The following is a 25,339-nucleotide window of genomic DNA, read 5'->3' on the forward strand; positions in this document are numbered from 1 at the left end:
ATTCAGGTTTCTGCAGCGTTCCACACGATCTGCGCCGGCAGTGCACCGCGCAGCGCATTGCAGACCGCGACTTCCTCCGCCCTGCGCAAATCCTCCACAGTCAGGCACCGCTCCTCGGCATTCCATGCCGGATCGGCGAGCAGGATCGAACGCATCACGCCGGGCAGCACTCCCGACGCCAGCGGCGGCGTGAGCCAGCGGCCGTCGATCTTGATGAACACATTGCTGCGCCCTCCTTCGGTCAGCTCGCCGCGCTCATTGCAAAACAGCATGTCGAATGCACCCTGCGCTTCGGCCGCACGCCATGCTGCGTCATACTTTTCTCGCACGGTGGTCTTGTGGCGCAGGAACAAGTCGTCGGACGCGGTTGCGCTGGCGGCGAGCAGGATCTTGACCGGGGTGGCCAGCGGCGCCAGCGGCCCGGTCTGAATCGCGCAGCTGCCATCCTGCTTCAATGCCAGCCGCATGCGGAATGCGTCGTCGGATGGCAGCGTGTCGCAGCACTGGCGCACCTTGTCCCGGATCGCTAGCCCGTCAAAGTTGAAACTGAAATACGCGGTCGACGCGCGCAAGCGTTTCAAGTGCAGATCGAGATGGCGGGCGCCTTCGCTTCGGCTTGCGCACATCGTTTCGAGCAGTTCAAAGTCATTCGGCAGTCCGGTCAGGAAGCGCGCCTTCAGGCTGCACTCGGCGAATTCATCGGCGGCGACGCTGTCGTGCACGATGCCCGCGCCGACACCCATCTCGCCCTTGCGCATGCCGCCTTGGGGTGCTTGCAGTGTCAGCGTCCGTATCGGCACCGACAGGCAAAAGTCGCCGAAACTACGGCCTGCCGGCGGCGCTTCGAACCAGCCGATCGCGCCGGTGTAAATGCCGCGCGCTTCCGGTTCCAGTTCGCGGATGATTTGCATCGTGCGGCGCTTGGGCGCACCGGTGATCGATCCGCAGGGATACAGCGCGGCGAACACCTCCGCCAGGGAAACATCGTCGCGCACCCGGGCCTGCACCGTGGAGGTCATTTGCAGCACGCTGCTGTAGCGATCAACGCTGAACAGTCTGGGCACATGCACCGAGCCGAAGCGTGCGATGCGCCCAAGGTCATTGCGCAGCAAATCGACGATCATCAGGTTTTCGGCGCGGTTCTTGGTGTCGGCAGCCAGCGCTGCCGCACGTTCCGCGTCGAGCTGCGCGTCGCCGCTGGCGGCGGCCGTGCCTTTCATGGGACGCGCGGTCATCACGCCTTGCGCATGCTGGACAAACAGCTCGGGCGACAAGGACAGCACTGCCCGGCCGTCCGGCAGCGCAATCAATGCCCCGTACGGCACACGCTGACGCTCGCGCAGCCGACGGTACAAGGCAATCGGACTGCCCCATGCGTCGAAACGCAGGCGGTAGGTGTAATTGACCTGGTAGGTATCGCCGGCTTCGATATAGGCATGAATGCGTTCGATTGCCGCTGCGAATTCCGGTTCGCTGACATTGGCTGTCACGCCCGCGATGCCCGCGCGCGGTGCGTCGTGCGTGCGCTCGGCGAGCCATGCTTCCACCTGCGCCGATGACAATCGTTCGCAGCGCTCGAACAGGAGAATCTGCGCCAGTGGCGGCATGTCCGCATGCGGCGCAATGCCATGCAGCTCCGCCCCAAGCTCGTACGCAAACAGGCCGACGGCATGCCGCCCCTGTCGCAATGCATCCTGCATGGCCTGCAGCAAGTCGGGCAGCTTCGCTGCACTGTTGCAGCTCAGGCTGCCGACATAGTCGCTGTGCAGGCGCGAGCGCGGGTCGGCGGCGCTGGCGTCGCAGTCGTCGAGCAGTGCAAAGCAGTCGGCAGAAGGATGGAAGGAGGAATCCAAGACGATATCAGGCAGTCGGAAAGCAGTCGCACGGCCACGCAGCCGCGAATTCAAATCGGGGAGCGTGAAAACCGGTATTGTAAGCCAAGGGCACCCTGCGCCCGATTCCTCAGCTGCCGCGTTTCGACAGGTAAATGCCCCACAACAGCAAGGCGCCGCCAGCCATCTGAATCGGCCCGATCGCTTCCTGAAAAATGATCCATGCCGCCACAGCGGCCGTCAGCGGCTGTATCAGCAAGCTCACCGAGGACAGTGACGCCGGCAGATGCGCCGAGGCGTAGGCGATCACGGTTTGTCCGCCGATCTGTGCAACCAGTGCCAGGGCCAGCAAGGGCAGCCAACCCGCCATCTCGGCAGGCCAGAAATTGCCCGGCGCCGTCAGTGCGAACGGCAACAGGGCGAGTCCGGTGACCGTGGTGCTCCATGCCATCAGGCGTGCGGTCGAATACGCGTTGCGCGCGTCCTTGACGACGAGCTGATAGGCTGCATAGAAGATCGCGCTCGCCAATCCCAGGGTATCGCCCAGCAGCTTGTGTCCGCCGCCGTGCGCGCCGCTCGGCGCATTTGCCCCGACCAGCATCACCGCGCCGACCAGTGCGATCACCATGCCGATCACGAAGATGCGCGCGAACCGCACACGATGGGCGATCCACATCCACAGCGCGATGAAGATCGGCGCGAAGTTCGACAGCAGGGTCGCGTTTGCAACGGTAGTGTAGTGCAGCGACAGATGCCAGACGCCCATGTCGCCGGCGAAGTAGATCCCGGCCAGCACCAGGGCCTTGGTAAAGTCCGTCCGCTTTTTCGCCGCCTCATCCTGACGACGCACGGCCAGCGCCCACATCCACAGGAACGGCGCCGCGAGCGCCATGCGCCAGAACGCCGATGCGAGAGGATTGACATCGGACAGGCGCATCAGGATGCCGGCAAAGCCGATCGCCATGCCGCCCAATAGCAGCGCAGCAAACGCAAATGCGGGGAAGCTTTTGTTCGAGGTCATGTGCCGATGTCGAAAGCGCAAAGACTGAGAGTGTACTGAGCTTTGGCGTTCCACGCAGGACGCGATCGGCAGCCATGGCTCGGTCGCAGTAGACAAGGCAATCCGGAATGGCGCACTTCCGAACAAAAGAAATTTTATGAAGGGTCGCGCCGCACCGATCGGTCGCGATCAGTGCAACAAACAAAGCAAATTCGGATCAGGGAGCCAAAAAACGTCGATACTTTTTCGTCGACTTCTCATCAACCCAGCAGCATGCCGATTTGCGCCTGTGCGTTTTCCACCGCGCTCTGCTTGAAGCCGCTCTTGGCAAAACGGTGCCAGCGTCCCACCACTAGGCTGGTGATCAGATTGGCGCGCACCGCAACTTCCTCTTCGCGCGCCTGACTCTGGGTGACTGCAATGCGCAGCGCCTGCTTGATCGCCAGCTCGACGCGTTCGATGAACTGGTTCATCCGCACCTGCAATCGTTCGTCTTCATTGACCAGCGCATCGCCGATCAGCACCCGTGTCATGCCCGGATTGCGTTCGGCGAAATTGAGCAGCATGCCGATGATCGCCTGCACCTGGGACAAGCCGTTTTCCTGCTGTTCGCTGATCTGGTTGATGAGGCCGAACACGGTCGATTCGATGAATTCGATCAGTCCCTCGAACATCTGCGCCTTGCTGGCGAAATGCCGGTACAACGCCGCTTCCGACACGTCCAGTTTCGCCGCCAATGCCGCGGTGGTGATCTTTTCTCCCTTTGGCTGCTCCAGCATGCCTGCCAGCGTTTGGAGGATTTGCAGCTTGCGTTCGCCCGGTTTGGTAGTTGCCATGATAGTAGTAGGTGTAAGCAATCCGTTATAGCCGATGAAGCATTGCCGGTAGTTTCGTTACTGATTTTACTTTGACATCGACGTAAAAGGGGCGCTTTGTGAACGCGGGCTGCGGCAGGTTACCCGCAGTCTGGCGCAGATTCGGATTGGTCGCGAGGTATTGCGTGACCCAGGCGGTGCGCATGCCCAGCGCTTTCGCGGCTTTCAGGGTAACGGCGGTGTCTTCGACCAGTACGCATTGGCGCGGCGTCGCGCGCTCCCTGGCCATCAGCTTGCGCAGCAGGAGCCTGGAGGGCTTGGGCCGCAACTGGCGGTGCACCGTCATCGATTCGATCGCAATGTGTCTGGCAAAATGCCGATGCAATCCGAGATGGCGCATCACTTCCTGCGAGTAGCGGCGCGGTCCGTTGGTCAGCAGGATCTTGCGCCCGGGCAGGCGCTTGAGCAGGCGCGCCAGACCGCGTTCGGCGCGGATCATCTCGGCGAGATTGTCGAACTGGTGCGCTTCATGGAGAAAGTCCTCCATGCGCACATTGTGATGTTTGATCATGCCGATCAGGGTGGCGCCGTAACGCTTCCAGTACGCCAGCCGCGCAGCGTTCACGGTATCGGCATCGGCGAGCGTTTCGCCGTCGCCCAGCACCTTTGCCATAAATGCATTCATGTTCGCGTTAATCGCCGGGAAAATCGCATGCGATGCATTGTGCAAGGTGTTGTCGAGATCGAACAACCAAATCGGCTTGGGCATCTGATAGAGTCATTTCAAAGCCTGTCGCAACAGGCTCGGGGAGAATCATGAAGAGCGGGATTGTTTTTTTGTTAAGCGTGTTGATCGGTCTTTTTGTCCCGTTCGCGCATGCCGAGAATAATGCAGCAGCCGGCGCTCCAGCACAAGCCGCCACGCCTCCACAGCGCGGCATGCTGTATCGAATCCGCCATCACAACAACACGGCTTACCTGTTCGGCACCATCCACGTCGGCCGGCCCAGCTTCTTCCCGCTTGAACCGCAAGTCACCCGTGCGCTGACGAGTTCCAGCAAGCTCGTATTGGAACTCGACGTCCGTGATGATGCGCCTTTTCAGGCCGCCTTGCAGAAGCACGGCGTCTACGCCGGCGGCGACACGATCGAACATCATCTGTCGCCGGACAGCGTGGCACAGCTTCGAAGCACGCTGAAAAAGTTCGGACTCCCGTTTGAAAACATCCGTCACATGAAGCCCTGGATCGTGGCCAATCTCCTGATCGGCCTCGACCTCGAGCGCAACGGCTATCGGCGCAGTGACGGCATTGAAATGTTCCTGCTATCCCTCGTCGACAAGCAGGCCAAGGCGGTGCAGGAACTGGAATCGGCGGAATATCAGATGTCGCTGTTCGACGACATGACGGATGCGATGCAGGAGCAGTACCTGCGCGAGAACCTGGCAGAACTCAGCGACGGCCAGGCCTTGAAGCGCGCGCAAGCCCTGATCGACGCCTGGGCCAATGCCAACGGCAAGGCGCTGGACGACATCATGCGCGAGCTGCCGAACGAAAAAACGGCGTCATCGGAATTCATGCGCCAAGTCTTGCTCGGCAAGCGCAATCCCGAAATGGCGAAAAAGATCGAAGCGCTGCTGAAGGACGACAAAACGAGCTTTGTCGGCGTCGGCCTGCTGCATCTGGTGGGAGAGCAGGGATTGCCGAACCTGCTGCGCGCGCGGGGATATGAAGTGGAAAAGCTGTACTGAAACCAAAGCAGGCGGCCCGCCGCTGTCAGTGCCGGCGAGCCTGCGAGGGAATGACTGCAACAACAATCAATGCGAGCGGATCATGGTCCCGAACGCCTGCTCCGTCAGCACCTCGAGCAAGAGCGAATGCTCGATCCGGCCATCGATGATATGCACGGTATTCACCCCGGACTTCGCCGCATCCAGCGCCGACGAAATCTTGGGCAGCATGCCGCCTGAAATCGTCCCGTCCGCAAACATCTCATCGATCTCGCGCGCCGACAAATCGGTCAGCAGATTGCCCTGCTTGTCCATCACGCCGGGAATATTGGTCATCATGATCAGCTTCTCCGCCTTCAGGATTTCCGCGATCTTGCCCGCCACCAGATCGGCGTTGATGTTGTACGCCTGCCCGTCCTCGCCAAAGCCGATCGGCGAAATGATGGGGATGAAAGCGTCATCCTGCAGCGCCTTGACGACTGCCGGATTGATGGCATCGATCTCGCCCACGAAGCCGATATCGAGGAATTTTCCCGGATTTTCCCTGTCCGGCATCTGCATCTTGCGCGCACGAATCAAACCGCCGTCCTTGCCTGTCAAACCGACCGCCTGCCCGCCGTAATGATTGATCAGCATCACGATATCCTGCTGCACTTCGCCGCCCAGCACCCACTCCACCACTTCCATGGTTTCTTCGTCGGTGATGCGCATACCCTGTACGAAGGTGCCCTGCTTGCCGATCTTCTTCAGCGCGCTGTCGATCTGCGGGCCGCCGCCATGCACCACGACCGGATTCATGCCGACCAGTTTCAACAGGATCACGTCGCGTGCGAAACCGTGCTTCAGGCGTTCTTCGGTCATCGCATTGCCGCCGTACTTGACGACGATGGTCTTGCCATGGAATTTGCGGATGTACGGCAAGGCTTCGGCGAGGATTTCCGCCTTGATTTGCGGCGCAACTCCGGTGAGGTCGGTTTGAGAATCGGAGAAATCGGTCATGGCAAGTCCTGAAAATTGATTTTCGCGATTTTACAGGGAAAGCGCGGCGATTTCTCGGCGGCTTTCTTGTATTTCCCCGGCCGATCCGCTAGGCTTTTGCGCAAATGACAATGAGCCGCATATGACTGCCAGTTTGCTTCAGGATCTCGAAAGCCTGCGCCCCGCCTTGGTGCGTTTTGCCGCTTTACAGCTTCGCAATGACAGCCTCGCCGAAGATGTGGTCCAGGATGCACTGATCGCCGTCCTGGAAAAGCCGGAGCGTTTCGCCGGCCAGTCCTCCTTGCGCACCTATGTGACGGGAATTTTGAAACACAAGATCGTCGATGCGCTCCGTGCATCAAAACGCGAAGTGCCCATCGAAGCCGACGCGGACCAGTCGGATGCCGAGGTGATCGACGCGCTGTTCAAGCCGGACGGCCATACGGTGGATATGCCGCGGCAATGGGGCGATCCGGATGCAACGCTCGAACAAAAGGATTTTTTTCGTGTCCTGGAAATCTGTCTGGAGCGTTTGCCGGCAAAAACCGCGCGCATCTTCATGATGCGGGAATGGCTGGAACTCGACACCGAGGAAATCTGTAAGGAATTGCGGATTTCCACGTCTAATGCCTGGGTCATGCTGTATCGTGCGCGCGTGCAATTGCGCGAATGCCTTGACCTGAACTGGTTTGGCAAGCGCGCATCAGGGAACGCCACATAATGTCACTCAAGCCCACTTGCAAGGAAGTACATCGCCTCACCTCCGAGGGCCTCGACCGTCAGCTGTCGCTGGTGGAGCGCACACGCGTGCGCATGCACTTGCTGGTTTGCACTGCTTGCCAGAATTTCACGGCGCAGATGCAACTGATCCGGCGCGCAATGCGCCAGCTGGGCCCACTCGCCGAGAGCGATAATGAGCGCGACCAGACCTGACCGGAAGGCTGGCAAAACATAACATCAAAAATTTGACGCACTGCGGAAAAAATGATGACGGCCGGTGCCTCATGCCAAACAAAACACGACCACCTCCAAAAAATACGCAATAAAATACGACCCAAGCCCTTCTAAGATCAGCCTGCATTCATGCAAGCATGAGGAGGGGAAAATGAAACGATTCATCCGTATCGCCTGCGTCGCCGCAGTCATTGCATTGCTTGGCGCCTGCAGCCGCCAGGTCGCCGTCAAGATCGGCGTGGTGGCCCCCATGTCCGGGCCACTGGCGCAATATGGCAAGGACATCGCCAATGGCGCGCAACTTGCGGTGGAAGAGCTCAACCGCGACTATTTCACCATCGGTGGCAGGCGCGCCCGCTTTGAATTGATGGTCGAAGACGACAAGGCGTCGCCCGAAGAGGGCAAGACCGCGGCCAAACGGCTGATCGATGCCGACATCGCCGCCGTGTTCGGGCATTTCAATTCCGGGGTGTCGATTGCCGCTGCACCTTTGTACGCGCAAGCGGGCATTCCGCAACTGTCCGTATCGACCAATCCGAAATACACGCGCATGGGTCTGAAAACCGCGTTTCGCATCACTGCCGACGACATTCAGCAAGGCGCGACGCTGGCCCGGCTGATCACGGACAAACTGCGTGCGAAGTCGCTCTACATCGTGGATGACCGCACCCTCTTCGGCGTAGGCATTGCCGATGAAGTCGGCCGCATCGTCCAGGCGCGCAAGTTGCAATCGCCGCGCGAAAGCCTCGATCCAAAAAATGCGAATTACGCCGCGCTGGCGAAACAGATCCGGGACGCGAACGCGGACACGGTATTTTTCGGCGGCGACGAGGCGGGCGGACTGCCTTTGCTGAAGGCCTTGCGTCAGGCGGGCTCGTCGGCGAGGTTCGTGGTCGCCGATGCGATGTGCGACAACTCCACCGTCAAGGGCGCGCAAGGCAACGCCGATGCGAACTACTATTGCACGATCGCCGGCGTGCCACCCTCATGGCTGTCTTCCGGAATCGGCTTCACCGAAATGTACAGGACCAGATTCGGGGCCCCTGGCGCGTATTCCACCCTGTCCTATGACGGCATTCATGTCCTGGCGCAGGCGATGCAGCAGGCAGGCTCCGCCGTGCCGGCGAATTACTTGCCGACCCTGGCAAAAGGCGCATTCTCGGGCAAGGTCCAGGGCACCGTCGAATTCGACGACAAAGGGGACATCAAGGACGGCACGGTGGTGATTTACAAATCGGTCGGCGGACAGCTGATCGAGCAGCGCGACGTGCTGTAGGGTTTGCGTTTCGACGACCGGTGGCGCTTCCAAGGAGCGAGGCTGGTCGTTCGATTTTTAACGCGACCTGACCATCAGGCAGCTTCGCAGCTGTGCATTTCCTGCTTGGGAAACGCGGCACTGATTTTGTCCACTGCACTCTTCGTCGCGGCATCCAGCCCGCGCAACTGGAAGGCCACGAGACTGGATGTCACACTGCGCTCACCGATGCGTGCGCTGCGCACACCCTTCTGGTTCAGGCTGACAAGAAAGGCGCGCGCCGCCTCTTCCTGCTTGAACACGCCGAGCGAAATTCCCCAGCGCAGGCTGGAGCTGTCCTGGATGATGTAGAAGTCCTCGACACCCAGGCGACGCAGTTCGCCCGCTTTCTTTTCCGCCGCCTCCTTGTCAGCCTGCGGCGGGATGTAGACCATGTGCGACGCCACCTCGCGAACCGGATGCTGCACCAGCCGATCGCCCAGCGACAAGGTGGCGATCTGCTCGCGGAAGCGCTTGGCATCCTCGGCGTTGAAGTTGCCGATTTCGGCACAAGCCAGCATCTCTTCCTTTTTCTCGACAGCCGATACCGGGGCCTCCGTGGGCGCCGTCACCGGCGGCGTAGGCGATGCAGGCGCCGGTTGCGCCGCGGAGGCAGGCACCAGCTTGATCTTGTCGGCGTTTAACTGCTGGCTGATGCGTGCCGGCTCGCGTCCGCTCGGCAGCATCGCGTCGAAATAGCCGCGCTGATAGGCGAACAATCCTGCATTCGCCAGCAACAATATCCAGAAAAAGAATTTCAGCATGATGTGAATGGTTTTCTATTGCATCGCAACCGCATGCAAGCCGATCAGCACGAGATTGTCGACCTGCACGTGCGACACCGTCAGGTGCGGCGCGATCAGCGCTGCCGCTCCTCCGGCGAGTATGCATTGCCCCGCCCCGTGGCGGCGTTCATGGGCACCGACCGCTCGCTCGATCGCGCCGGTCTGCGCCGCGAGACAGCCGCTGACGATCGCCGCGTCGGTGTGATCGGCAAAGGGCTCGGCAATGTCGAGGTCCTGCGCGACTTGCGGTAGCTGCGCGGTATTTTTCGCCAGCGAGCTGGCCATCAGCCCGAGGCCGGGCAAGATCATACCACCGAGAAAAACACCTTCCGCGGTAATCGCGTCGACGGTGGTCGCGGTGCCGCAGGTGGCGACAATCAGGGCTTGCCCAGGGAACAAGGCATGCGCGCCGATGGCCGAGGCAAAGCGGTCGCAGCCGAGCTGCTGCGGATTGCGATAATTGTTGCGTATGCCCGCCATCGATTCCGAGGATGCAAACCATTCGACCGGCACCGGATGCATGCCAAGCGCACCGAGCAAGGTCTGTTCAAGCGCCGCGCGCATGTTCTGGCCGGCGACATTCGAAATCAGGACGCGCACGACTTTCCGGCCGCGCCATGCCTCGCACAACTGCTTCAGCTGCGCATGCTCGACCATCCCGCATTCGGTCCAGCGGCCAAGTTCCTTCGCGCCGCGCGCGCTGTTGGGCACCAGGGCCCATTTCACTCGCGTATTGCCGGCATCAATCAATAACAACATGCGCTCAATTCTCCTTTGCTCGCAGCGATACATCGCCTGCCATGATCGCAGTGCGTCCGCTTGCCGTGTCCAGCACAAAACGCCCGATGCCGTCGACGCCGACGGCCACGCCTTCCTGCAGCACCTGGCCGCGATCGAGTATCACGACGGCCTGGCCGGTATAGGCGTGCAGCGCGTTCCATCTTTGCGTAAATGCGCCCAGTCCTTCATGTTCGAACTGCACCAACGCATCGCTCAAGGCATTCAGCAGGGTCGCCATCAGCATATCCTGATCCAGTTCCGCCAGCCAGGGAATGCTCGCCACGGGTCGACCGATTTGCGCGGCGAGTTGTTCATTGACCGTCATGTTGATGCCGATCCCGATCACCGCCCAGCTCGCTTCATGCGGCACATGTCCGGCGGAAGCGGACTCGATCAGCACGCCGGCCAGCTTTCTTCCCTGATACAGCACGTCGTTCGGCCACTTGAGGCGCACGCTGACATTGAACATGGCCAGCGCTTCCGCAATCGCGACGCCGACGGCCAGCGGCAGGCCGACCAGGGATTGCACCGGCGCATTGAATTTCCATGCCAGCGAGAACGTGAGCGACTTGCCGGCTTCCGACAGCCAGCTGCGTCCTGCTCGTCCGCGTCCCGCGGTTTGCGTTCGTGCGATCAGCAGCGTGGGCGTGGTCAAGCGCGGCAAGGCTGCCAGCAAGTCGGCGTTGGTCGAACCGGTTTCGTCGACGATCTTGACCGCGACCTGCTGCGCGGCGGGCCGGCAGAAGCCGGCGATTCGTTCGGATGAGAGAATGACTGTCATATGCGCATTGTAACGGGATGCTTGTCGCAAAGAAATTCAGTGAGTTTCATACTCGCCGCTGGAAGGCTGAACCGGATCTTTGTAGCGGCGGATGACGCCCGGCATTTTCTCCCTTAAACTCTTGCCATGCCAATTCAACAAGCACCCGTCCTCGCGGTCAATACAGGGACGCCCGCAAGCGTTTCCGCCAGCGGCAATTGGCAAGTCAATTCGCTGGCGCAAGCTGGGAGCATTGCAGAACTGCAAGCGAAACTGGCGAAGCTTGCCGATCTTGCTTCCGTTACATGGGATCTGACGCAGATCACGGCGCTCGATCATATCGGCGCGCAATTGTTCTGGAATGCATGGGGCAAATCCCGGCCACAGCAACTCCATCTTTTGCCCATTCACGAAGATATTTTCAGGCGCATCGAGGAGGCCGGCGCACTCAAGTTGCCGGATCAAGACAAGCAACGCTGGTTCTCGACTGCATCGATCGGCTACAGGGTGTTGGACTTTGCCGATCATCTGAAGAGTTTCGTCGCCTTGATCGGGCAACTGACGCTGGATCTCGGCACATTCGCCCTGCGCCCATTGCGCGGGCCTTGGAAGGAAATTTCCGCGAACATTTTCCATATCGGCTATCAGGCGCTCGGCATCACCGCACTGGTGGGATTTTTGATCGGCGTGGTGCTGTCCTTCCTTTCAGCGCAGCAATTGCACACCTTCGGCGGCGACGTCTACCTGGTCAATATTCTGGGCATGAGCATTGTGCGCGAGCTGGGTCCCCTGCTGGCCGCCATACTTGTCGCCGGGCGCTCGGGATCGTCCATCACCGCGCAGCTTGGCGTCATGCGCGTGACCGAAGAACTCGACGCGATGCTGGTGATGGGCATGCCGCACGGCTTCCGGCTGATCCTGCCGCGCGTGCTTGCGTTGGCAATCTCGATGCCGCTGCTTGTGGTGTGGACGGATGCGATCGCCCTGCTCGGCGGGATGACCGCGGCGAAGCTGGAACTCGGACTGTCGGCAACCTACTTCGTGCAGCAACTGCCGTCCGCCGTTCCGCTGCCGAATTACTGGATCGGCCTCGGCAAGGGCATCGTCTTCGGCAGCCTGGTTGCGCTGGTCGCCTGCCATTTCGGGTTGCGCGTGAAGCCGAATACCGAAAGCCTGGGACAAGGCACCACGCTCTCGGTGGTGACCGCGATCACCGTCGTCATCCTGGCCGATGCCGTGTTCGCCATCGTGTTCAAGGGCGTGGGGTTCTCCTGATGGCAAACCCGGTCATTCAGATCCGCAAGCTGTGGACGCAATTCGGTCAATTCGTTGTCCATCAGGACTTGAACCTGGAGGTGCAGCAAGGAGAAATCCTGTCGCTGGTCGGCGGCTCCGGCTCGGGCAAGACGACACTGTTGCGCCAGATGCTCGGACTGGAAACGCCGACGCGCGGCAGCGTGCAGGTATTCGGCGAAGATATCGGCGACGACGGGCGGCGCCAAAGCCTGCGCAATCGATGGGGCATGCTGTTCCAGCACGGCGCATTGTTTTCTGCACTGACGGCCTTCGATAATGTTGCGCAACCGATGCGCGAGCTGCATGCTTTGCCGGAAGACCTGATCCGCGATGCGACCCTGCTCAAGCTCGACATGGTCGGCATCACGCCGAAAGACGCCCTGAAAATGCCGGCCGATTTGTCCGGCGGCATGGTCAAGCGGGTAGCGCTGGCGCGTGCGCTGGCACTGGAACCGGAATTGCTTTTTCTTGACGAACCGACAGCCGGACTGGACCCGGACCTGTCGGAAAGTTTTGTCGCACTGATCCGCGGACTGCATCAGCAATTGCATCTGACGGTAGTGATGGTCACGCATGATCTCGATACGCTGTTTGCCTTGTCGACCCGCATCGCCGTGCTGGCGGAGAAGCGCGTCATTGCCACCGGCACGCCGGAACAGGTGATCGCGATTCCGCATTCCTTCATTCAACAGTTTTTCCTCGGCGAGCGCGGAAAGCGCGCGCTGGAAGTTTTAAGGAGCTGACACCCCATCATGGAAAACAAATCGCATGCACTGGTGGCCGGTTTGTTCACCATTGCGCTGTTGATCGCCGCGATACTGGTCGGCCTGTGGCTCAACCGCGACCAGGTGGAATGGGTGCCGTACCAGATCGCGACCAAGCTTTCGATCCCCGGCCTCAATCCGCAAGCCGATGTACGGTATCGCGGTCTCGACATCGGCAAGGTGGACGACATCACGTTCGATCCGCAGGTGGTCGGCCAGATCCTGGTGCACATCAGCGTGCGTCCCGATACGCCGATCACGCAATCGACCTTCGCCACGCTCGGCTATCAAGGCGTGACGGGCATCGCCTATGTGCAACTGGATGACGATGGCAGCCGCCCTGTCAGGGTACGCAGCAGCAGGGAGCAGATCGCGCGCATCGAAATGCGGCCCAGCCTGTTCGACGAATTGCAAGGCCGCGGGCTGGCGATCCTGAAGCAGACGGAAGAAGTCGCCAGACGCATCAACAACATGCTGGAGCCGGAAAATCAGAAGGCGATCCTGAATGCATTCGACAACGTGAGCAAGGCCGCCACCGAAATCGAAACCATTCCGCGCCGCCTGGAGCCGACGCTCGCCAGACTGCCTGCGCTGGCCAACCAGATGCAGCAGACGCTCAATTCGCTGAACACGCTGTCGAAGGATGTCAGCGGTCTCACCAACAGCCTGCACGGTCTCAGCACCAAGCTGCAGACGCCGGGCGGCCCGATCGACACCTTCTCCGCCAGCGCGGACAGGCTCGGTTCCGTGGCGGACAAGCTTGAACACGACACGCTGCCGCTGGCCGGCGAAGCGCGCTCGTCGATACGCGCACTCAATCGCACGCTCGACAATCTGAGTCAGCGTCCGCAAAGCGTGCTGTTCGGTCCGCCGGAGATCTCGCCGGGCCCGGGCGAGCCGGGTTTTGCCGCGCCGTCGAAGTAAAAGGAAAACACCGATGAAAAAAATCGCCTCACAGATCGCCTCACCACTGCTGCCGATATGGATCGCCCTCTGCGTGATGCTGCTTGCAGGATGCGCATTGCCGCGACCCGAGTCGTCCACCCTCTACGACCTCGGACCGTTGCACGCGAAACAAGGCACGACATTGCCTGCCTTGCCGCCGATCAGCGTTGCCGACATTCAGGTGCCTGCATGGCTGGACAGCACGATGATTTTCTTCCGCCTGGATTATGCGAATGAGCAGCAGCCGCGCCCCTATGCGCAGGCCCGCTGGGTCATGGCGCCCGGACAACTGCTGCTGCAACATCTGAAGTCGCGCATCGCGCAGGCAGGGGGTGTGGTGCTGCCCGCCTCCGACGGCGCGATCAACATCCCGGTGCTGCGCCTGGAAGCCGACGACTTCACGCAATACTTCCAGGCGCCCGGCCAAAGCGTGGCGCGCGTCGGCCTGCGCGCTTCGGTATACAAGGGACGCATCCTGGTTGCGCAGAAGTCGATCAACCGGCAAGTGCCGGCGCCAAACGCGGACGCCGCCGGCGGAGTGAAGGCGCTGGCCGCGGCAAGTGATGCGGTGATCTCGGATCTGATCATGTGGCTGAATACGCTCGACCTGAAATAATTTCGCTTGCTCCGGCACGCGCATGAATCGAGAATAGAGAGCCATCCGTCATTCAAGCAGCGCGCGACTCGCCGAGCCGCAGGTTGTTCATCCAGCAAACAAGCAATGCCGTCAAACGAGGACATTCCGCACACGACGCCACCCGCGCATGTATCGACTTTTGCGCGGGTCGGCTTGTTGATGTATACCTTTCTGATCGTCTACGCCAGCCTGTATCCGTTCTCCAACTGGCACAGCATGGGTTTGCCGTTCTGGAGCTTCCTGCTCGCGCCCATGCCGCATTACTGGACCGGGTTCGACGTCGTCACCAACGTGATCGGCTATCTGCCCTTCGGCGTTCTTGTGGTATTTGCACTGCACCCGAACGTGCGCGGCGTGTCGGCGGCGATCCTTGCCGTTTTCTGCGGCATGCTGCTGTCCGGCGCGATGGAAGCGATTCAGACCTTTCTGCCGAACCGCGTTTCCTCCAACCTCGACTTCCTCACCAATCTAGCCGGCACCGTGCTGGGCGCGGTGGCCGGCGTCCTGCTGAGCCCCTTCTTCCTGACCCAGAGCCGCCTGCTGCAATTGCGCCGCGACTGGTTTGTGCCCGAGGCGGGCCGCGGCCTGATCGTGGTCGGCTTGTGGCCGCTTGCCCAGATCTATCCGCAAGGTTATCTGTTCGGCCACGGCCAGATCGTGCCGATACTGTCGGAGTGGCTGTCCGACTGGCTGGACACGCCGGTCGACCTGCTTGCCATGCTCTTGCGCGATGTTCAGCTGACGGTGCAGGAATACTGGTTGGCGGAAACCATGATTACGGCCTTCGGATTCACCGGCGCGCTGCTTACCTTGTCCTGCGTCTTGCGCAAGCAGGTGTCGAAGGCGCCGCTGCTGCTGGCCCTGACGATCGTGGTGCTGGCCACCAAATTCATGGCCAACGCCTTGCTGTTTGCGCCGGCAAACGCACTCGCCTGGTTTACCCCCGGCGCCAAGGGCGGCTTGCTGATCGGCGCCATGATGGTCACCGGTCTTGCGTATGCGCCAGCAGTCGCGCAACGAAGAATCGCCGCCGTCAGCCTGCTGTTCAGTTTCATTGTCATCAACCTGGTCCCGGCCAATCCCTATTTCGTCGCGACGCTTCAGACCTGGACGCAGGGGAAATTCCTGAACTTCAACGGCGCGGCGCACTTTCTGTCGGTGTTCTGGCCATTCCTGGCACTGTGGTTCCTGCTGCATCCGGCGCATCGGATGAAGAAGAACTGATGCTGTCTGCAAGCACGCCGGTCGGGAGCGAAAACCGGGCCGGGTGTATCATTGCCCCTTTGACGGAACACCCGAAAAACTCTGACATGTCTGACAAGCCGTACTATCAACACCATGTCTTCTTTTGCGTGAACCAGCGCGAAGAAGGCCGCCCTTGCTGTTACGACAAGGGAGCGCAAGCCGCACAGGAGCACGCGAAAAACCGCATCAAGCAACTGGGTTTGAGCGGTCAGGGCAAGGTTCGCATCAACAAGTCGGGCTGTCTCGACCGCTGCGAAGAAGGTCCGGTGATCGTGGTCTATCCGGAAGGCACCTGGTACACCTATGTGGATACGCATGACATCGATGAAATCATCGATTCTCATATCATCGGCGGCAAAGTCGTCGAGCGCCTGAAGATCTGACATGAACGCCCACACGCAACGCTTCACGATGCGCGGAGCCGCGGGCGCGCTGGAATGCGCACTCGACCTGCCGCATGGCGAACCGCGCGGCCTCGCGCTGGTCGCCCATCCCCACCCTTTGTATGGCGGCACCATGGACAACAAGGTGACGCAGACGCTGGTGCGCGCCTTTGTCGCACTCGGCTATGTTGCCGTCCGCATGAATTTCCGTGGTGTCGGCAAGTCCGAAGGCGTGCATGACGCCGGCCGCGGTGAAACCGACGACATGGCGCTATTGCTGACGCATATGCAACAGCAATACCCCGGTCTGCCGGTCGCGCTGGCGGGTTTCTCCTTTGGCACCTTCGTGCAGGCGAATTTGCAGCAACGCCTGAGCGAACAGGGCAAGCCCGCCGAACGCCTGGTGCTGGTCGGAACCGCCGCCGGCAAATGGGACGTTCCCCATGTGCCCGCCAACACCATCCTGATCCATGGCGAGCAGGACGACACCATTCCGCTGGCGGATGTATTCGATTGGGCGCGGCCGCAAGACCTGCCGGTCGTCGTGATTCCCGGCGCCGATCATTTTTTTCATCGCAAGTTGCAACATATAAAGAATTTCGTGGTCGAAATTTGGCATCGCTAAAACCTGCCTGAAAACCGTGCAGGCCGCGGCGCTATAATTTCGCAGCTTGTTTCCACTTGTCACCCGCCCCGACCCGGGCAGCTTTCGTATTGCATATCCATGAAAAACTTTCTAGCGGCGCTGGCCGCCACCTTGCTCTCGTTGTCCTGCGCCTACGCGCAATCCGTTCCCGCACCGACCATCGACGCCAGGTCGTGGCTGCTGCTCGATGCCACCAGCGGTCAGGTGCTCGCGTCCCATGAAGCCAATATGCGTGTCGAACCGGCATCCCTCGCGAAGCTGATGACCGCCTATCTTGCCTCTTCCGCCATCAAGGAAAAGCGGCTCGACCCGAACCAGATGGTCAACGTTTCGGTGCGCGCCTGGAAAGTCGACAAGAGCAGCTCGAAAATGTTTATCGATCCTGCCACGCCCGTGAAAGTCAACGACCTGCTGTACGGCCTGATCATCCAGTCCGGCAATGACGCGGCGGTGGCGCTGGCCGAGGCAGTTGCGGGAACCGAGGAGACCTTCGCGAACCTGATGAACCGCGAAGCCGAGCGCATGGGCTTGAAATCGACTCACTTTGCCAACGCGCACGGCCTGCCCGACCCCGGCAACTACACCACCGCGGAAGATCTCGCCACCCTGGCAACGCACGTGATCTACGATCACCCCGAGGATTACAAGATCTACTCGATCAAGGAATACACCTATAACAAGATCAAGCAGCAGAACCGCAACCGCCTGCTGTGGGCCGACCCGACCGTCGACGGCCTGAAGACCGGCCACACGTCGACTGCCGGCTACTGCCTGATCTCTACCGCGCACCGCCCCTCCGGCAACAGCGACCGCCGTCTGATTGCGGTCGTGCTCGGCACGGTCTCCGACCAGGTGCGCAGCCAGGAAAGCCAGAAGCTGCTGAACTGGGGCTTCCAGAATTTCGACACCGTGAAGCTGTATGCGAAGGGCCAGCCCGTCGCGACGCCGGAAGTCTGGAAAGGCTCGCAGAACCAGGTGAAAATCGGCTTCACGAAGGACGTGTACGTCACCGTGCCGAAGGGCGTGGCTGAGAAGATGAAGCCGGTCCTGGAACGCAAGGATCCGCTGGTCGCGCCGGTTGCGCAGAACAGCAAGGTTGGCGTGATGAAGGTGATGGTCGACGGCAAGGCGCTGACCGAACTGCCGGTGCTTGCGCTGGAACAAGTCAATCAGGCCAGCATCTTCGGCCGCGCATGGGATTCGATCCGCTTGTGGATGAAGTAACAGTCTGAATCTTCCTGCAGGGCGGACATCCGATGTCCGCCCTGTGTTCTTCCGGCAAGCGGCATCGGCCCGATTGTCAACCCGCCAGCACTCCCCGCACGTCCCTCCCCCATTCCGATTTTGCATCATCGCCTCGCTGTGATTATGCAAGAATGACTCATCCCCTTTCACAGGAATCGTCATGCAAGACCAAGACCCGCTCGTGTACCTCAATGGTGAAATGACACCGCTGTCCGAAGCGAAGATCCCGGTGCTCGACCGCGGCTTTATTTTCGGTGATGGCGTCTATGAAGTGATCCCGATGTATGCGCGCCGCCTGTTTCGGCCGCGGCAACACATGGCCCGCCTTTTTCGCAGCCTGAATGCGGTCGGCATCCACAATCCGCACAGCGCGGACGAATGGATGTCACTGATCGAACGCGTGAGCTCGGCGCTCGCCTCCGACGACCAGCTGATTTACATGCAAGTCACGCGCGGCGTCGCCAAGCGCGCGCATGCGTTCCCGCAAGGCGTGACGCCGACCGTGTTCATCATGACCAATCCCTTTACGCCGCCCGCCGCCGAGTTATGCGAAAACGGCATCGCCTGCGTATCGCTGGAAGACAAGCGCTGGCTGCGTTGCGACATCAAGTCGATTTCCCTGCTCGGCAACGTCCTGGCCGCCCAATATGCGGTGGAGCATGGCGCCATGGAATCAATCCAGTTCCGCGACGGCTTCCTGACGGAAGGCTCGTCCTCGAACGTCTGGGTCGTCAAGGATGGGAAGCTGATGGGACCGCCCAAGGACTCGCTGATTCTGGAAGGCATACGCTACGGCCTGATCGAGGAATTGTGCCGTTCCGGCAACATGCCGTTCGAGGCACGCCGCATGACGCGCGAGGAAGTGCTTGCCGCGGATGAAGTGCTGATTTCGTCCGCTAGCCGCGAACTGCTCCCGGTCGTGCAGATCGACGACAAGCGCATCGGCAATGGGGAGCCGGGCCCGGTGTTCCGCAAACTTTACGCGGCATATCAGGACGCCAAGAGAGCGTAAAATACGCGCATTGATATTCGCGGTTTCGCATTCACGCGAAGCCGCATCTGCACATTAGCGCGCGAGCAAGCCATGTCCCAAGCCACCGATTCCCTCATCGAATACCCGAGCGACTTTCCCATCAAGGTCATGGGCATCATGCAGGAAACGTTTGCAGAAACAATGGTCGAGGTCGTCAGACTGCACGACCCGACCTTTCATGCCGGCAAAATGGAAATGCGCGCCTCGTCGAACGGCACTTACCTGTCCCTGACCATCACGGTGCGCGCCACCAGCCGTGAACAGCTCGACAATCTGTATCGCGCGCTCTCATCGCACCCGATGGTCAAAGTGGTGCTGTAATCACGCCCGCGGCGTCTTTGCCACCTCGTCAAACAGCCAGTCGCGGAAAGCCCGCACTTGCGGCTTCTGCATCGCTTCCGGCGGACAGACAAGATAATACGACTGCGGGCACCTGATCGCGATATCGAACAGGCGCACCAATTCACCCGATGCAATCTCCATCATGGCCAGCGAGTGCCGCGCCAGCGCAATGCCATGGCCCTCGGCGGCCGCGCGGACCAGCATCGATGAATCCTGAAACACCAGGCCGCCGGTCGGCTCCAGCAAATCCAGCCCGGCTGCGCGGAACCACGGCGTCCACGGCTCCATCACACATCTCAGCAAAGGATGCTGCGCCAGCTTCTGCGGCGTGCGAGGCAACTTCCCGCGGTTGAATCGGGGACTGGCAACCGGATAGTAATAGTCGTCCATGATTTTCTCGACAGTCAGCCCCTGGTAGTTGCCATGGCCGAAGCGAATGCCGAGGTCGACCGACTCGCGCACGAAATCGGTCAATTGATTGCTCGACTGCAGCATCACCTCCAGACCGGGGTGCTGCTCGATGAAACGACCGAGGCGCGGGGACAACCAGCGCGCAGCGAACGACGACAGCGAAGTCACGGTCAGCCGCGTCTGTTTCGCATTTACCTGCAATGCTTCCGCCGCGCCGGCAATCTCGGTCATCGCCTTGCGCAACACCGCCGCGAAATGCTCGCCGTCCGGTGTGATGGCAATGCGCTTGCCGTGCCGCGCGAACAAGGCAACGCCCAACTCCTCCTCCAGCGCGCGCACCTGGTGACTGATCGCGCCATGCGTAACATGGATTTCCTCCGCCGCACGCGAGAAATTGCCATGCCGCGCAGCCGCCTCGAAGGCACGCAGCGCGGCAAGATTCGGGAGTCGTCTGAAGTCGGCCATATGTGAACAATATTAGCAAGAGAATCAAAAATATATCGTTTAGACACGTGCCGCGCAAGCACTAGAATGATCTTGCACGGTGACGTATCGAACGATTCTGCAAGCATGCAGCGATGCCGCCGTTATTTCAGGAGCGCACCATCATGAGAGGCTTATTCACAAAACAGGTACTCAGCATCCCGGCCGGACAGGCCGTTTCCGGCGTCGCCGGACGTGCCCACACCTTGCGCGTCACACAAGGTCGCGTATGGATCACCGTCGAAGGCATTTCACACGACTACTGGCTGCACACCGGCGACACCTTCACCACGATACCCGGCCGCGTTACCGTCGTCGAAGCCGACCAGACTGAAGGCCGCATCGAATGCGCGCCGACAATCCAATGGCTGAAGACCTTGAAGCTGCTGTTGGCGGATCTCGCATCGCGCTTCGCCCGTGGTCGCACGGTCAGCGCTACGCTCAAACGCCATCGTGCATGCAGTACGAACTGCTGAAAGACCGTGCGGCGCATGCTCCCGATACCAACTGGAACATTTGGAATGGAGGAAAAATGAACGCTCGCCCATGTCATATCGCCCAGGTCAACATCGGGCGTGCCCGCGCGGCGATAGACGATCCCGTGATGTCCGGTTTCGTCGCGCGTCTTGAGGAGATCAACGCCCTGGCGGAAGCCAGCCCGGGCTTCGTCTGGCGCCTGAAGACCGAACAGGGCGACGCGACCTCCCTGCAGCCTTATGAAGATGAGCGCATCCTGATCAATCTCTCGGTATGGCAATCGCCGGAGCATCTTCGGCACTACGTCTACAAGACCGCGCATGCCGAGGCCATGCGACAGCGCAGGCAATGGTTTGAGCGATTCAACGATGTCTACATGGCGCTCTGGTGGATCGCACCCGGTCATATTCCCACGATTGCGGAGGCCAAGGAGCGCCTCGCCTATCTGCAGCTGCACGGCGAGACGGAGTTCGCTTTTTCATTCGCGTCGCTATTGGGCAAGTCGGTCACGGGCACGGCACCGCCGTCCAACGCCACCTCTCCGCTGGCAACCGCGGTACATTCATGAACGTCTGTTGGAGCAAAACGTGAAAGTGATCCGCAGCCGTGACTTCACGGCCAGCAAACCCTGGGACGCAATGAATATCGCCAGCATGAACGGCACGAGCGTCCGCTTGCACTGGACCGACGCACCGTATCAATGGCATGTCAACGACGGCGAAGAAGTGTTTGCCGTCCTCGATGGCATCGTCGACATGCACTACCGCGAGAACGGCGAGGAAAGGTCCGCAGAACTGTGCACTGGCGATATCTTCTTTGCCGGCGTCGGTTGTGAGCATGTGGCGCACCCGCGCGGCGTGGCGCGTATTCTGGTGATCGAAAAGGAAGGTAGTATCTAGTTTCCTGAATCGCGGTGCGTTTCCGAGCAGCCTGAATGTTTTCACGGAGCCTGTTCTCGGAACGCTGTTCGGCAGCTTCCTGGATGCCGGGCATTCAGCAAGGAACGAACATGACCAATCCTGCACTCCCCGACATCGAAATCCGCCCTGTCGTGCGCTGCGCGCAACTGGAACAGCTCCTTGACGCATGCCATCTGTCCGCCTCCGATCTCACGTCGTCGCAAGCACTGCAACTCTTCGGCGCATTTGCCGGCACCGAACTGGCAGGGGCTGTCGGACTGGAGATCTATTCCTCGGTGGCGCTGCTGCGCTCCCTGGCCGTTGCGCCTGAACAGCGCCGCAAGGGATTGGGGGACCGTCTGGTCAAGTTAGCGGAAGAGCGTGCGGAGGCTCAGGGTGTCGCGGCCATTTATCTGTTGACGACAACGGCCGCGCCGTTTTTTGAAAAGCGCGGCTATCGGGTTGCGGCAAGAACGGATGCGCCTGATGCGATTCGGGCGACGGCGCAGTTTTCAGGTCTGTGTCCGGCGTCGTCGACTTTCATGGTCAAGCGCCGAACTACCTGAAAGCATAGACTCACTCCGTCAGCTCACCGCTCAGATTGCGCAGGAATTCCTTGCGCACCACATCCGGACTCAAGCCGAGCGCGAACAGGTGATGCAGCTTGGCGAAGATGGCTTCGAAGGTCATGTCGCTCGCGCCGACCACTCCCGCAGCAGTCATGCCCGCGCCGGCGGCGTAGGTGCCGATCGATACCTTCCCCTGCGGCGACTGGCTGCAGGCGACGAGCACCACACCGCCGGCATTAGCCCGTTTCAGCATTTCCAGCAACGCCGGGTCGCGGTCGGGTACGTTGCCGGCGCCGTAGCACTGCAGCACCACTGCGGCCGGCTTCAGGTCGAGCATCGCCTGCACGACGCGTGCAGGCAGTCCCGGCACGAACCGTATCGGCAGCACAAGATGTTGCGTGTATTCCGGCAGCTCGAAGCGTTCCTTGTCGGCACGTGCAAGCAGTGCTTGCGTGTCGAAGCGCATGTCGCTTCCGGTTTCCGCCAGCCAGGGATAGTTGGGGCTGTCGAACGCGTCGAGCGAGGCGATGCTCACCTTGGTGGCACGGTTGCCCCGCAGCAGGCGCCGGTTGAAATAGATGGCAACTTCATTGACGGCATCGGATGCCGCCACCTGCAATGCGGCAATCAGGTTTTGCGGCGCATCGGACTGCTGCGTGCTCAACGGAATCTGTGAGCCGGTCATGATCACCGGCTTGCGCAGGCCTTGCAGCATGAAGGACAGCGCTGCCGCCGTATAGGCCATGGTATCGGTGCCGTGCAGAATGACGAACCCATCGTGATCGTCGTAGCGCGCGGCGATATCGCGTCCGATTCTTTGCCAATCCTCGGGGGTCGCGTTGGAGCTGTCGATCGGGGTATCGTATTCGTGCAAGGTATAGCGCGGCAGATTGTTGTCGTGGTCATCCAGCAAGCGGGCCAGGGCAGTAGCAAAATCCGGCATCGGGGCATAACCCTGCGCCGTTTGCCGCATACCGACCGTGCCGCCGGTATAGATCAGGCCGATGTGTTTTCTGCTCATCTTTTTTTCGACATTCTCAATAGGTATTCGCCAGCCGTGCCAGCTTGTGCGCGACGAGGTCGGTCACGTCGACAGCCGATTTTGTGCCGGGCTCCAGCGGTATCAATGGCAATTCGGTGCATGCTAGAAGAACAAGGTCGGACTCAAGTGCGTTCAGGATTTCGCTGAAACGTTCGCGAATGCCGGCAACCTGGCCGCCGACGGTTTTCACGTCGTAGATCAGCTGGTGCAGGCGCTGCGCAGCCTCTGCGCTCGGAAGTTCGATGTCGACATGTTCAACCAGTTTGCGGTAATGGGACCACGGGCCGAGATCGGTGACCGGGCGCGCACCGAGCAAGGCAATACGTTCGATACGATTGGCCTGCAGGTATTCGAGCGCGACATCGGCGAATGAAATCAGTGTCGCCGGCAGCTGTAGCGCCTCCAGTTGCGGCTGATAATAGTTCAGGGTATTGCAGGCGATCGCATAGTAATCGACGCGCTGCGCCATCGCTTGCGCTGCGTCTTTCAGGCAGTTCCAGACCTCGCCGTCATTCGCCTCCAGCTCCATCGACAAGCCGAGCGCCGGTTCGGAAAAAATCGTCACGTTCGGTGCATCGAGATCGCCACGGAAACGGTCGCCCTGCTGCTTCCGGCTGGCGCGCAATATCTTGCCCCACAGGTCGAGGCCCGCTTCCGGTCCGGAACCGGTGATGATGCCGATCTTCTTGCGTGCGGTGGAGATGGTTTGCATGGCCGAATCCTTATCCGGGCGACGCTGTTTCCAGCGTTGACGAACAGGTAGTGTGCCAGCAGATCACCGCGTCGTCACGGCGATTGCATGCAGGGTCTTCCTGTTTTGTATCGGCGAATCGGAAAATCTTCAGACAGTGAATGTAGGAGCGCGGCCTTAAAAAGGCGGTTGGCCGCAAGGCCAACCGCTTCGATGGAGACTACTAGTTGCTGCTGATTCGGCCAGTATTACTTGACGACGGCCAGTTGCGTACGCTTGCCACCCTTGTAGGTGTACAGCGTCAGGGTGCCGTCCTTGATATCGCCCTTGGAGTCAAATGCGATATTGCCGGTCACGCCCTTGTACTTGATCTTCGCCAGCTCCGGCAGGTACTTCGCCGGTTCGGCCGAGCCGGCCTTCTTCATGGCTTCGACCATTACCATCACGGAGTCATAGACGTACGGTGCGTAGATCTGCACGTCGGTGCCGAACTTCTGCTTGTATGCGGCACGGAAATCTTCCATGCCCTTCTTCTGTGCTTCTTCCACGCCGCCTGCTTCGGCGCATACCACCTGGCCGTCGCCCAGCGCGTCGCCGGCCAGTTGTGCCAGACCCTCGGAGCAGATACCGTCGCCGCCCATGAACTTGGCATTGATGCCCAGTGCCTTCATCTGGCGCAGCATCGGGCCGGCTACCGCATCCATGCCGCCGAAGAAGACGACATCAGGATTCTTGGCCTTGATGGAGGTCAGAATGGCGTTGAAGTCGGTTGCCTTGTCATTGGTGTACTGCTGGGCCACAACCTGCACGCCCTTGGCCTTGGCACCCTTGATGAATTCCTGTGCAACGCCTTGGCCATAAGCGGTACGGTCGTCGATCACAGCGACCTTTTTCGCCTTGAGCTGGTCGGCTGCATAGCGCCCCAATGTGCCGCCCAGCTGGCCGTCGTTGGCCACGACGCGGAAGGCCGTCTTGAAGCCTTGCTGCGTGTACTTCGGGTTGGTTGCGGACGGGGAGATCTGCGGGATGCCGGCGTCGTGGTAGATCTTGGAGGCCGGGATCGTGGTGCCGGAGTTGAGGTGGCCGATCACGCCGTTGACCTTGGCATCGACCAGCTTCTGCGCTGCGGCAGTACCCTGCTTCGGATCGGCAGCGTCGTCTTCAGCCAGCAGTTCGAACTTGGCCTTCTTGCCGCCGATGGTCACGCCCTTGGCGTTGAGCTCGTCGATGGCCATGCGCGCGCCGTTTTCATTGTCCTTGCCGAGGTGGGCGATGGCGCCGGAGATCGGGCCGACGTGGCCGATC

Annotated in this window: 30 protein-coding genes; 18 read left to right on the top strand and 12 right to left on the bottom strand. The window is 60.6% G+C overall.

The genetic code is table 11. The features are described from left to right. Positions 1-2 precede the first annotated feature (2 nt). The 4 genes from pabB to VJ651_RS12680 all read right to left on the bottom strand — a co-directional run bounded on the left by pabB (position 3) and on the right by VJ651_RS12680 (position 4,416). Positions 3-1,853 carry an aminodeoxychorismate synthase component I gene (gene pabB, locus VJ651_RS12665; RefSeq protein ID WP_324107793.1) on the bottom strand — a complete coding sequence of 617 codons (1,851 nt, stop codon included), beginning with the start codon at positions 1,851-1,853 and terminating at the stop codon, positions 3-5. Positions 1,854-1,962: 109 nt separating this feature from the next. Further along, a complete protein-coding gene (locus VJ651_RS12670; RefSeq protein ID WP_324107794.1) occupies positions 1,963-2,853 on the bottom strand; it encodes a DMT family transporter in 891 nt (296 codons plus the stop codon). A gap of 239 nt (positions 2,854-3,092) precedes the next feature. Further along, positions 3,093-3,668 (bottom strand): nucleoid occlusion factor SlmA, encoded by a 576-nt coding sequence (gene slmA / locus VJ651_RS12675; protein WP_324107795.1) that lies wholly within the window; start codon positions 3,666-3,668, stop codon positions 3,093-3,095. A gap of 25 nt (positions 3,669-3,693) precedes the next feature. After that, positions 3,694-4,416, bottom strand: a complete 723-nt coding sequence (locus tag VJ651_RS12680) for a pyrimidine 5'-nucleotidase (protein WP_324107796.1) — start codon at positions 4,414-4,416, stop codon at positions 3,694-3,696. A 47-nt stretch (positions 4,417-4,463) separates the two neighbouring features. On the opposite strand from VJ651_RS12680, the gene VJ651_RS12685 reads away from it, so the two are divergent. Continuing rightward, positions 4,464-5,396 carry a TraB/GumN family protein gene (locus VJ651_RS12685; protein WP_324107797.1) on the top strand — a complete coding sequence of 311 codons (933 nt, stop codon included), beginning with the start codon at positions 4,464-4,466 and terminating at the stop codon, positions 5,394-5,396. 66 nt (positions 5,397-5,462) lie between these two features. Here VJ651_RS12685 and argB read toward each other — a convergent pair whose 3' ends face one another. Further along, a complete protein-coding gene (argB, locus tag VJ651_RS12690; protein ID WP_324107798.1) occupies positions 5,463-6,374 on the bottom strand; it encodes an acetylglutamate kinase in 912 nt (303 codons plus the stop codon). A 121-nt stretch (positions 6,375-6,495) separates the two neighbouring features. Here argB and VJ651_RS12695 point away from each other — a divergent pair, with 121 nt between their 5' ends. The 3 genes from VJ651_RS12695 (at position 6,496) to VJ651_RS12705 (ending at position 8,583) form a co-directional block, all read left to right on the top strand. Next, complete coding sequence (locus VJ651_RS12695; RefSeq protein WP_324107799.1) at positions 6,496-7,074, top strand: sigma-70 family RNA polymerase sigma factor; 579 nt, start codon at positions 6,496-6,498, stop codon at positions 7,072-7,074. Beyond that, positions 7,074-7,286 carry a zf-HC2 domain-containing protein gene (locus tag VJ651_RS12700; protein WP_324107800.1) on the top strand — a complete coding sequence of 71 codons (213 nt, stop codon included), beginning with the start codon at positions 7,074-7,076 and terminating at the stop codon, positions 7,284-7,286. The genes VJ651_RS12695 and VJ651_RS12700 overlap by 1 nt, the downstream gene beginning before the upstream one ends. A gap of 172 nt (positions 7,287-7,458) precedes the next feature. Then, a complete protein-coding gene (locus VJ651_RS12705) occupies positions 7,459-8,583 on the top strand; it encodes a branched-chain amino acid ABC transporter substrate-binding protein (protein WP_324107801.1) in 1,125 nt (374 codons plus the stop codon). A 74-nt stretch (positions 8,584-8,657) separates the two neighbouring features. Here the strand turns inward: VJ651_RS12705 and VJ651_RS12710 are convergent, their stop codons facing one another. Genes VJ651_RS12710 through VJ651_RS12720 form a run of 3 tightly spaced genes read right to left on the bottom strand, consistent with a single transcriptional unit; the run spans position 8,658 to position 10,947 of the window. Next, complete coding sequence (locus tag VJ651_RS12710; protein WP_324107802.1) at positions 8,658-9,365, bottom strand: SPOR domain-containing protein; 708 nt, start codon at positions 9,363-9,365, stop codon at positions 8,658-8,660. Between the two features lie 15 nt (positions 9,366-9,380). Further along, positions 9,381-10,145: a type III pantothenate kinase gene (locus tag VJ651_RS12715; protein ID WP_324107803.1), complete on the bottom strand. Its 765-nt coding sequence runs from the start codon at positions 10,143-10,145 to the stop codon at positions 9,381-9,383. A gap of 4 nt (positions 10,146-10,149) precedes the next feature. Then, positions 10,150-10,947: a biotin--[acetyl-CoA-carboxylase] ligase gene (locus VJ651_RS12720; RefSeq protein WP_324107804.1), complete on the bottom strand. Its 798-nt coding sequence runs from the start codon at positions 10,945-10,947 to the stop codon at positions 10,150-10,152. A 126-nt stretch (positions 10,948-11,073) separates the two neighbouring features. On the opposite strand from VJ651_RS12720, the gene VJ651_RS12725 reads away from it, so the two are divergent. The 10 genes from VJ651_RS12725 (at position 11,074) to VJ651_RS12770 (ending at position 19,441) form a co-directional block, all read left to right on the top strand. Next, a complete protein-coding gene (locus VJ651_RS12725) occupies positions 11,074-12,201 on the top strand; it encodes an ABC transporter permease (protein ID WP_324107805.1) in 1,128 nt (375 codons plus the stop codon). Beyond that, positions 12,201-12,965, top strand: a complete 765-nt coding sequence (locus tag VJ651_RS12730) for an ABC transporter ATP-binding protein (protein WP_324107806.1) — start codon at positions 12,201-12,203, stop codon at positions 12,963-12,965. The genes VJ651_RS12725 and VJ651_RS12730 overlap by 1 nt, the downstream gene beginning before the upstream one ends. 9 nt (positions 12,966-12,974) lie before the next feature. Beyond that, on the top strand, positions 12,975-13,910 hold the full coding sequence (locus VJ651_RS12735) for an MlaD family protein (protein WP_324107807.1): 936 nt from the start codon (positions 12,975-12,977) through the stop codon (positions 13,908-13,910). Positions 13,911-13,923: 13 nt separating this feature from the next. Next, positions 13,924-14,547 (top strand): ABC-type transport auxiliary lipoprotein family protein, encoded by a 624-nt coding sequence (locus VJ651_RS12740; protein WP_324107808.1) that lies wholly within the window; start codon positions 13,924-13,926, stop codon positions 14,545-14,547. Positions 14,548-14,652: 105 nt separating this feature from the next. Beyond that, positions 14,653-15,792 (top strand): VanZ family protein, encoded by a 1,140-nt coding sequence (locus VJ651_RS12745; protein ID WP_324107809.1) that lies wholly within the window; start codon positions 14,653-14,655, stop codon positions 15,790-15,792. 86 nt (positions 15,793-15,878) lie between these two features. Then, positions 15,879-16,196, top strand: a complete 318-nt coding sequence (locus tag VJ651_RS12750; protein ID WP_136413571.1) for a (2Fe-2S) ferredoxin domain-containing protein — start codon at positions 15,879-15,881, stop codon at positions 16,194-16,196. Between the two features lies 1 nt (position 16,197). Further along, complete coding sequence (locus VJ651_RS12755; protein WP_324107810.1) at positions 16,198-16,821, top strand: alpha/beta hydrolase; 624 nt, start codon at positions 16,198-16,200, stop codon at positions 16,819-16,821. A 99-nt stretch (positions 16,822-16,920) separates the two neighbouring features. Then, complete coding sequence (locus VJ651_RS12760) at positions 16,921-18,066, top strand: D-alanyl-D-alanine carboxypeptidase family protein (RefSeq protein WP_324107811.1); 1,146 nt, start codon at positions 16,921-16,923, stop codon at positions 18,064-18,066. A 181-nt stretch (positions 18,067-18,247) separates the two neighbouring features. Continuing rightward, positions 18,248-19,099 carry a D-amino acid aminotransferase gene (locus tag VJ651_RS12765; RefSeq protein ID WP_324107812.1) on the top strand — a complete coding sequence of 284 codons (852 nt, stop codon included), beginning with the start codon at positions 18,248-18,250 and terminating at the stop codon, positions 19,097-19,099. Positions 19,100-19,171: 72 nt separating this feature from the next. Beyond that, entirely contained in the window at positions 19,172-19,441 is a 270-nt protein-coding gene (locus tag VJ651_RS12770; RefSeq protein ID WP_324107813.1) for an HP0495 family protein, read from the top strand. Here VJ651_RS12770 and gcvA read toward each other — a convergent pair whose 3' ends face one another. Next, positions 19,442-20,338 carry a transcriptional regulator GcvA gene (gene gcvA / locus VJ651_RS12775; RefSeq protein ID WP_324107814.1) on the bottom strand — a complete coding sequence of 299 codons (897 nt, stop codon included), beginning with the start codon at positions 20,336-20,338 and terminating at the stop codon, positions 19,442-19,444. 143 nt (positions 20,339-20,481) lie between these two features. Between gcvA and VJ651_RS12780 the strand changes: the two genes are divergently transcribed. From VJ651_RS12780 to arsN2, 4 genes are all read left to right on the top strand, one after another. After that, positions 20,482-20,832 (top strand): DUF2917 domain-containing protein, encoded by a 351-nt coding sequence (locus VJ651_RS12780; protein ID WP_324107815.1) that lies wholly within the window; start codon positions 20,482-20,484, stop codon positions 20,830-20,832. Positions 20,833-20,888: 56 nt separating this feature from the next. Then, positions 20,889-21,401, top strand: coding sequence for a DUF3291 domain-containing protein (locus tag VJ651_RS12785; RefSeq protein ID WP_324107816.1), 513 nt, complete (start codon positions 20,889-20,891; stop codon positions 21,399-21,401). Between the two features lie 19 nt (positions 21,402-21,420). Continuing rightward, positions 21,421-21,732, top strand: a complete 312-nt coding sequence (locus tag VJ651_RS12790) for a cupin (RefSeq protein WP_324107817.1) — start codon at positions 21,421-21,423, stop codon at positions 21,730-21,732. Between the two features lie 110 nt (positions 21,733-21,842). Then, entirely contained in the window at positions 21,843-22,298 is a 456-nt protein-coding gene (arsN2, locus tag VJ651_RS12795) for an arsenic resistance N-acetyltransferase ArsN2 (protein WP_324107818.1), read from the top strand. Positions 22,299-22,308: 10 nt separating this feature from the next. Here arsN2 and VJ651_RS12800 read toward each other — a convergent pair whose 3' ends face one another. From VJ651_RS12800 to VJ651_RS12810, 3 genes are all read right to left on the bottom strand, one after another. Continuing rightward, on the bottom strand, positions 22,309-23,322 hold the full coding sequence (locus VJ651_RS12800; RefSeq protein WP_324107819.1) for a type I asparaginase: 1,014 nt from the start codon (positions 23,320-23,322) through the stop codon (positions 22,309-22,311). Between the two features lie 16 nt (positions 23,323-23,338). Continuing rightward, positions 23,339-24,055: an aspartate/glutamate racemase family protein gene (locus VJ651_RS12805; RefSeq protein ID WP_324107820.1), complete on the bottom strand. Its 717-nt coding sequence runs from the start codon at positions 24,053-24,055 to the stop codon at positions 23,339-23,341. A 227-nt stretch (positions 24,056-24,282) separates the two neighbouring features. Beyond that, a complete protein-coding gene (locus tag VJ651_RS12810; protein ID WP_324107821.1) occupies positions 24,283-25,338 on the bottom strand; it encodes a branched-chain amino acid ABC transporter substrate-binding protein in 1,056 nt (351 codons plus the stop codon). Position 25,339: the final 1 nt, after the last annotated feature.

Source organism: Noviherbaspirillum sp. (assembly GCF_035254865.1).
GTDB lineage: Bacteria > Pseudomonadota > Gammaproteobacteria > Burkholderiales > Burkholderiaceae_D > Noviherbaspirillum.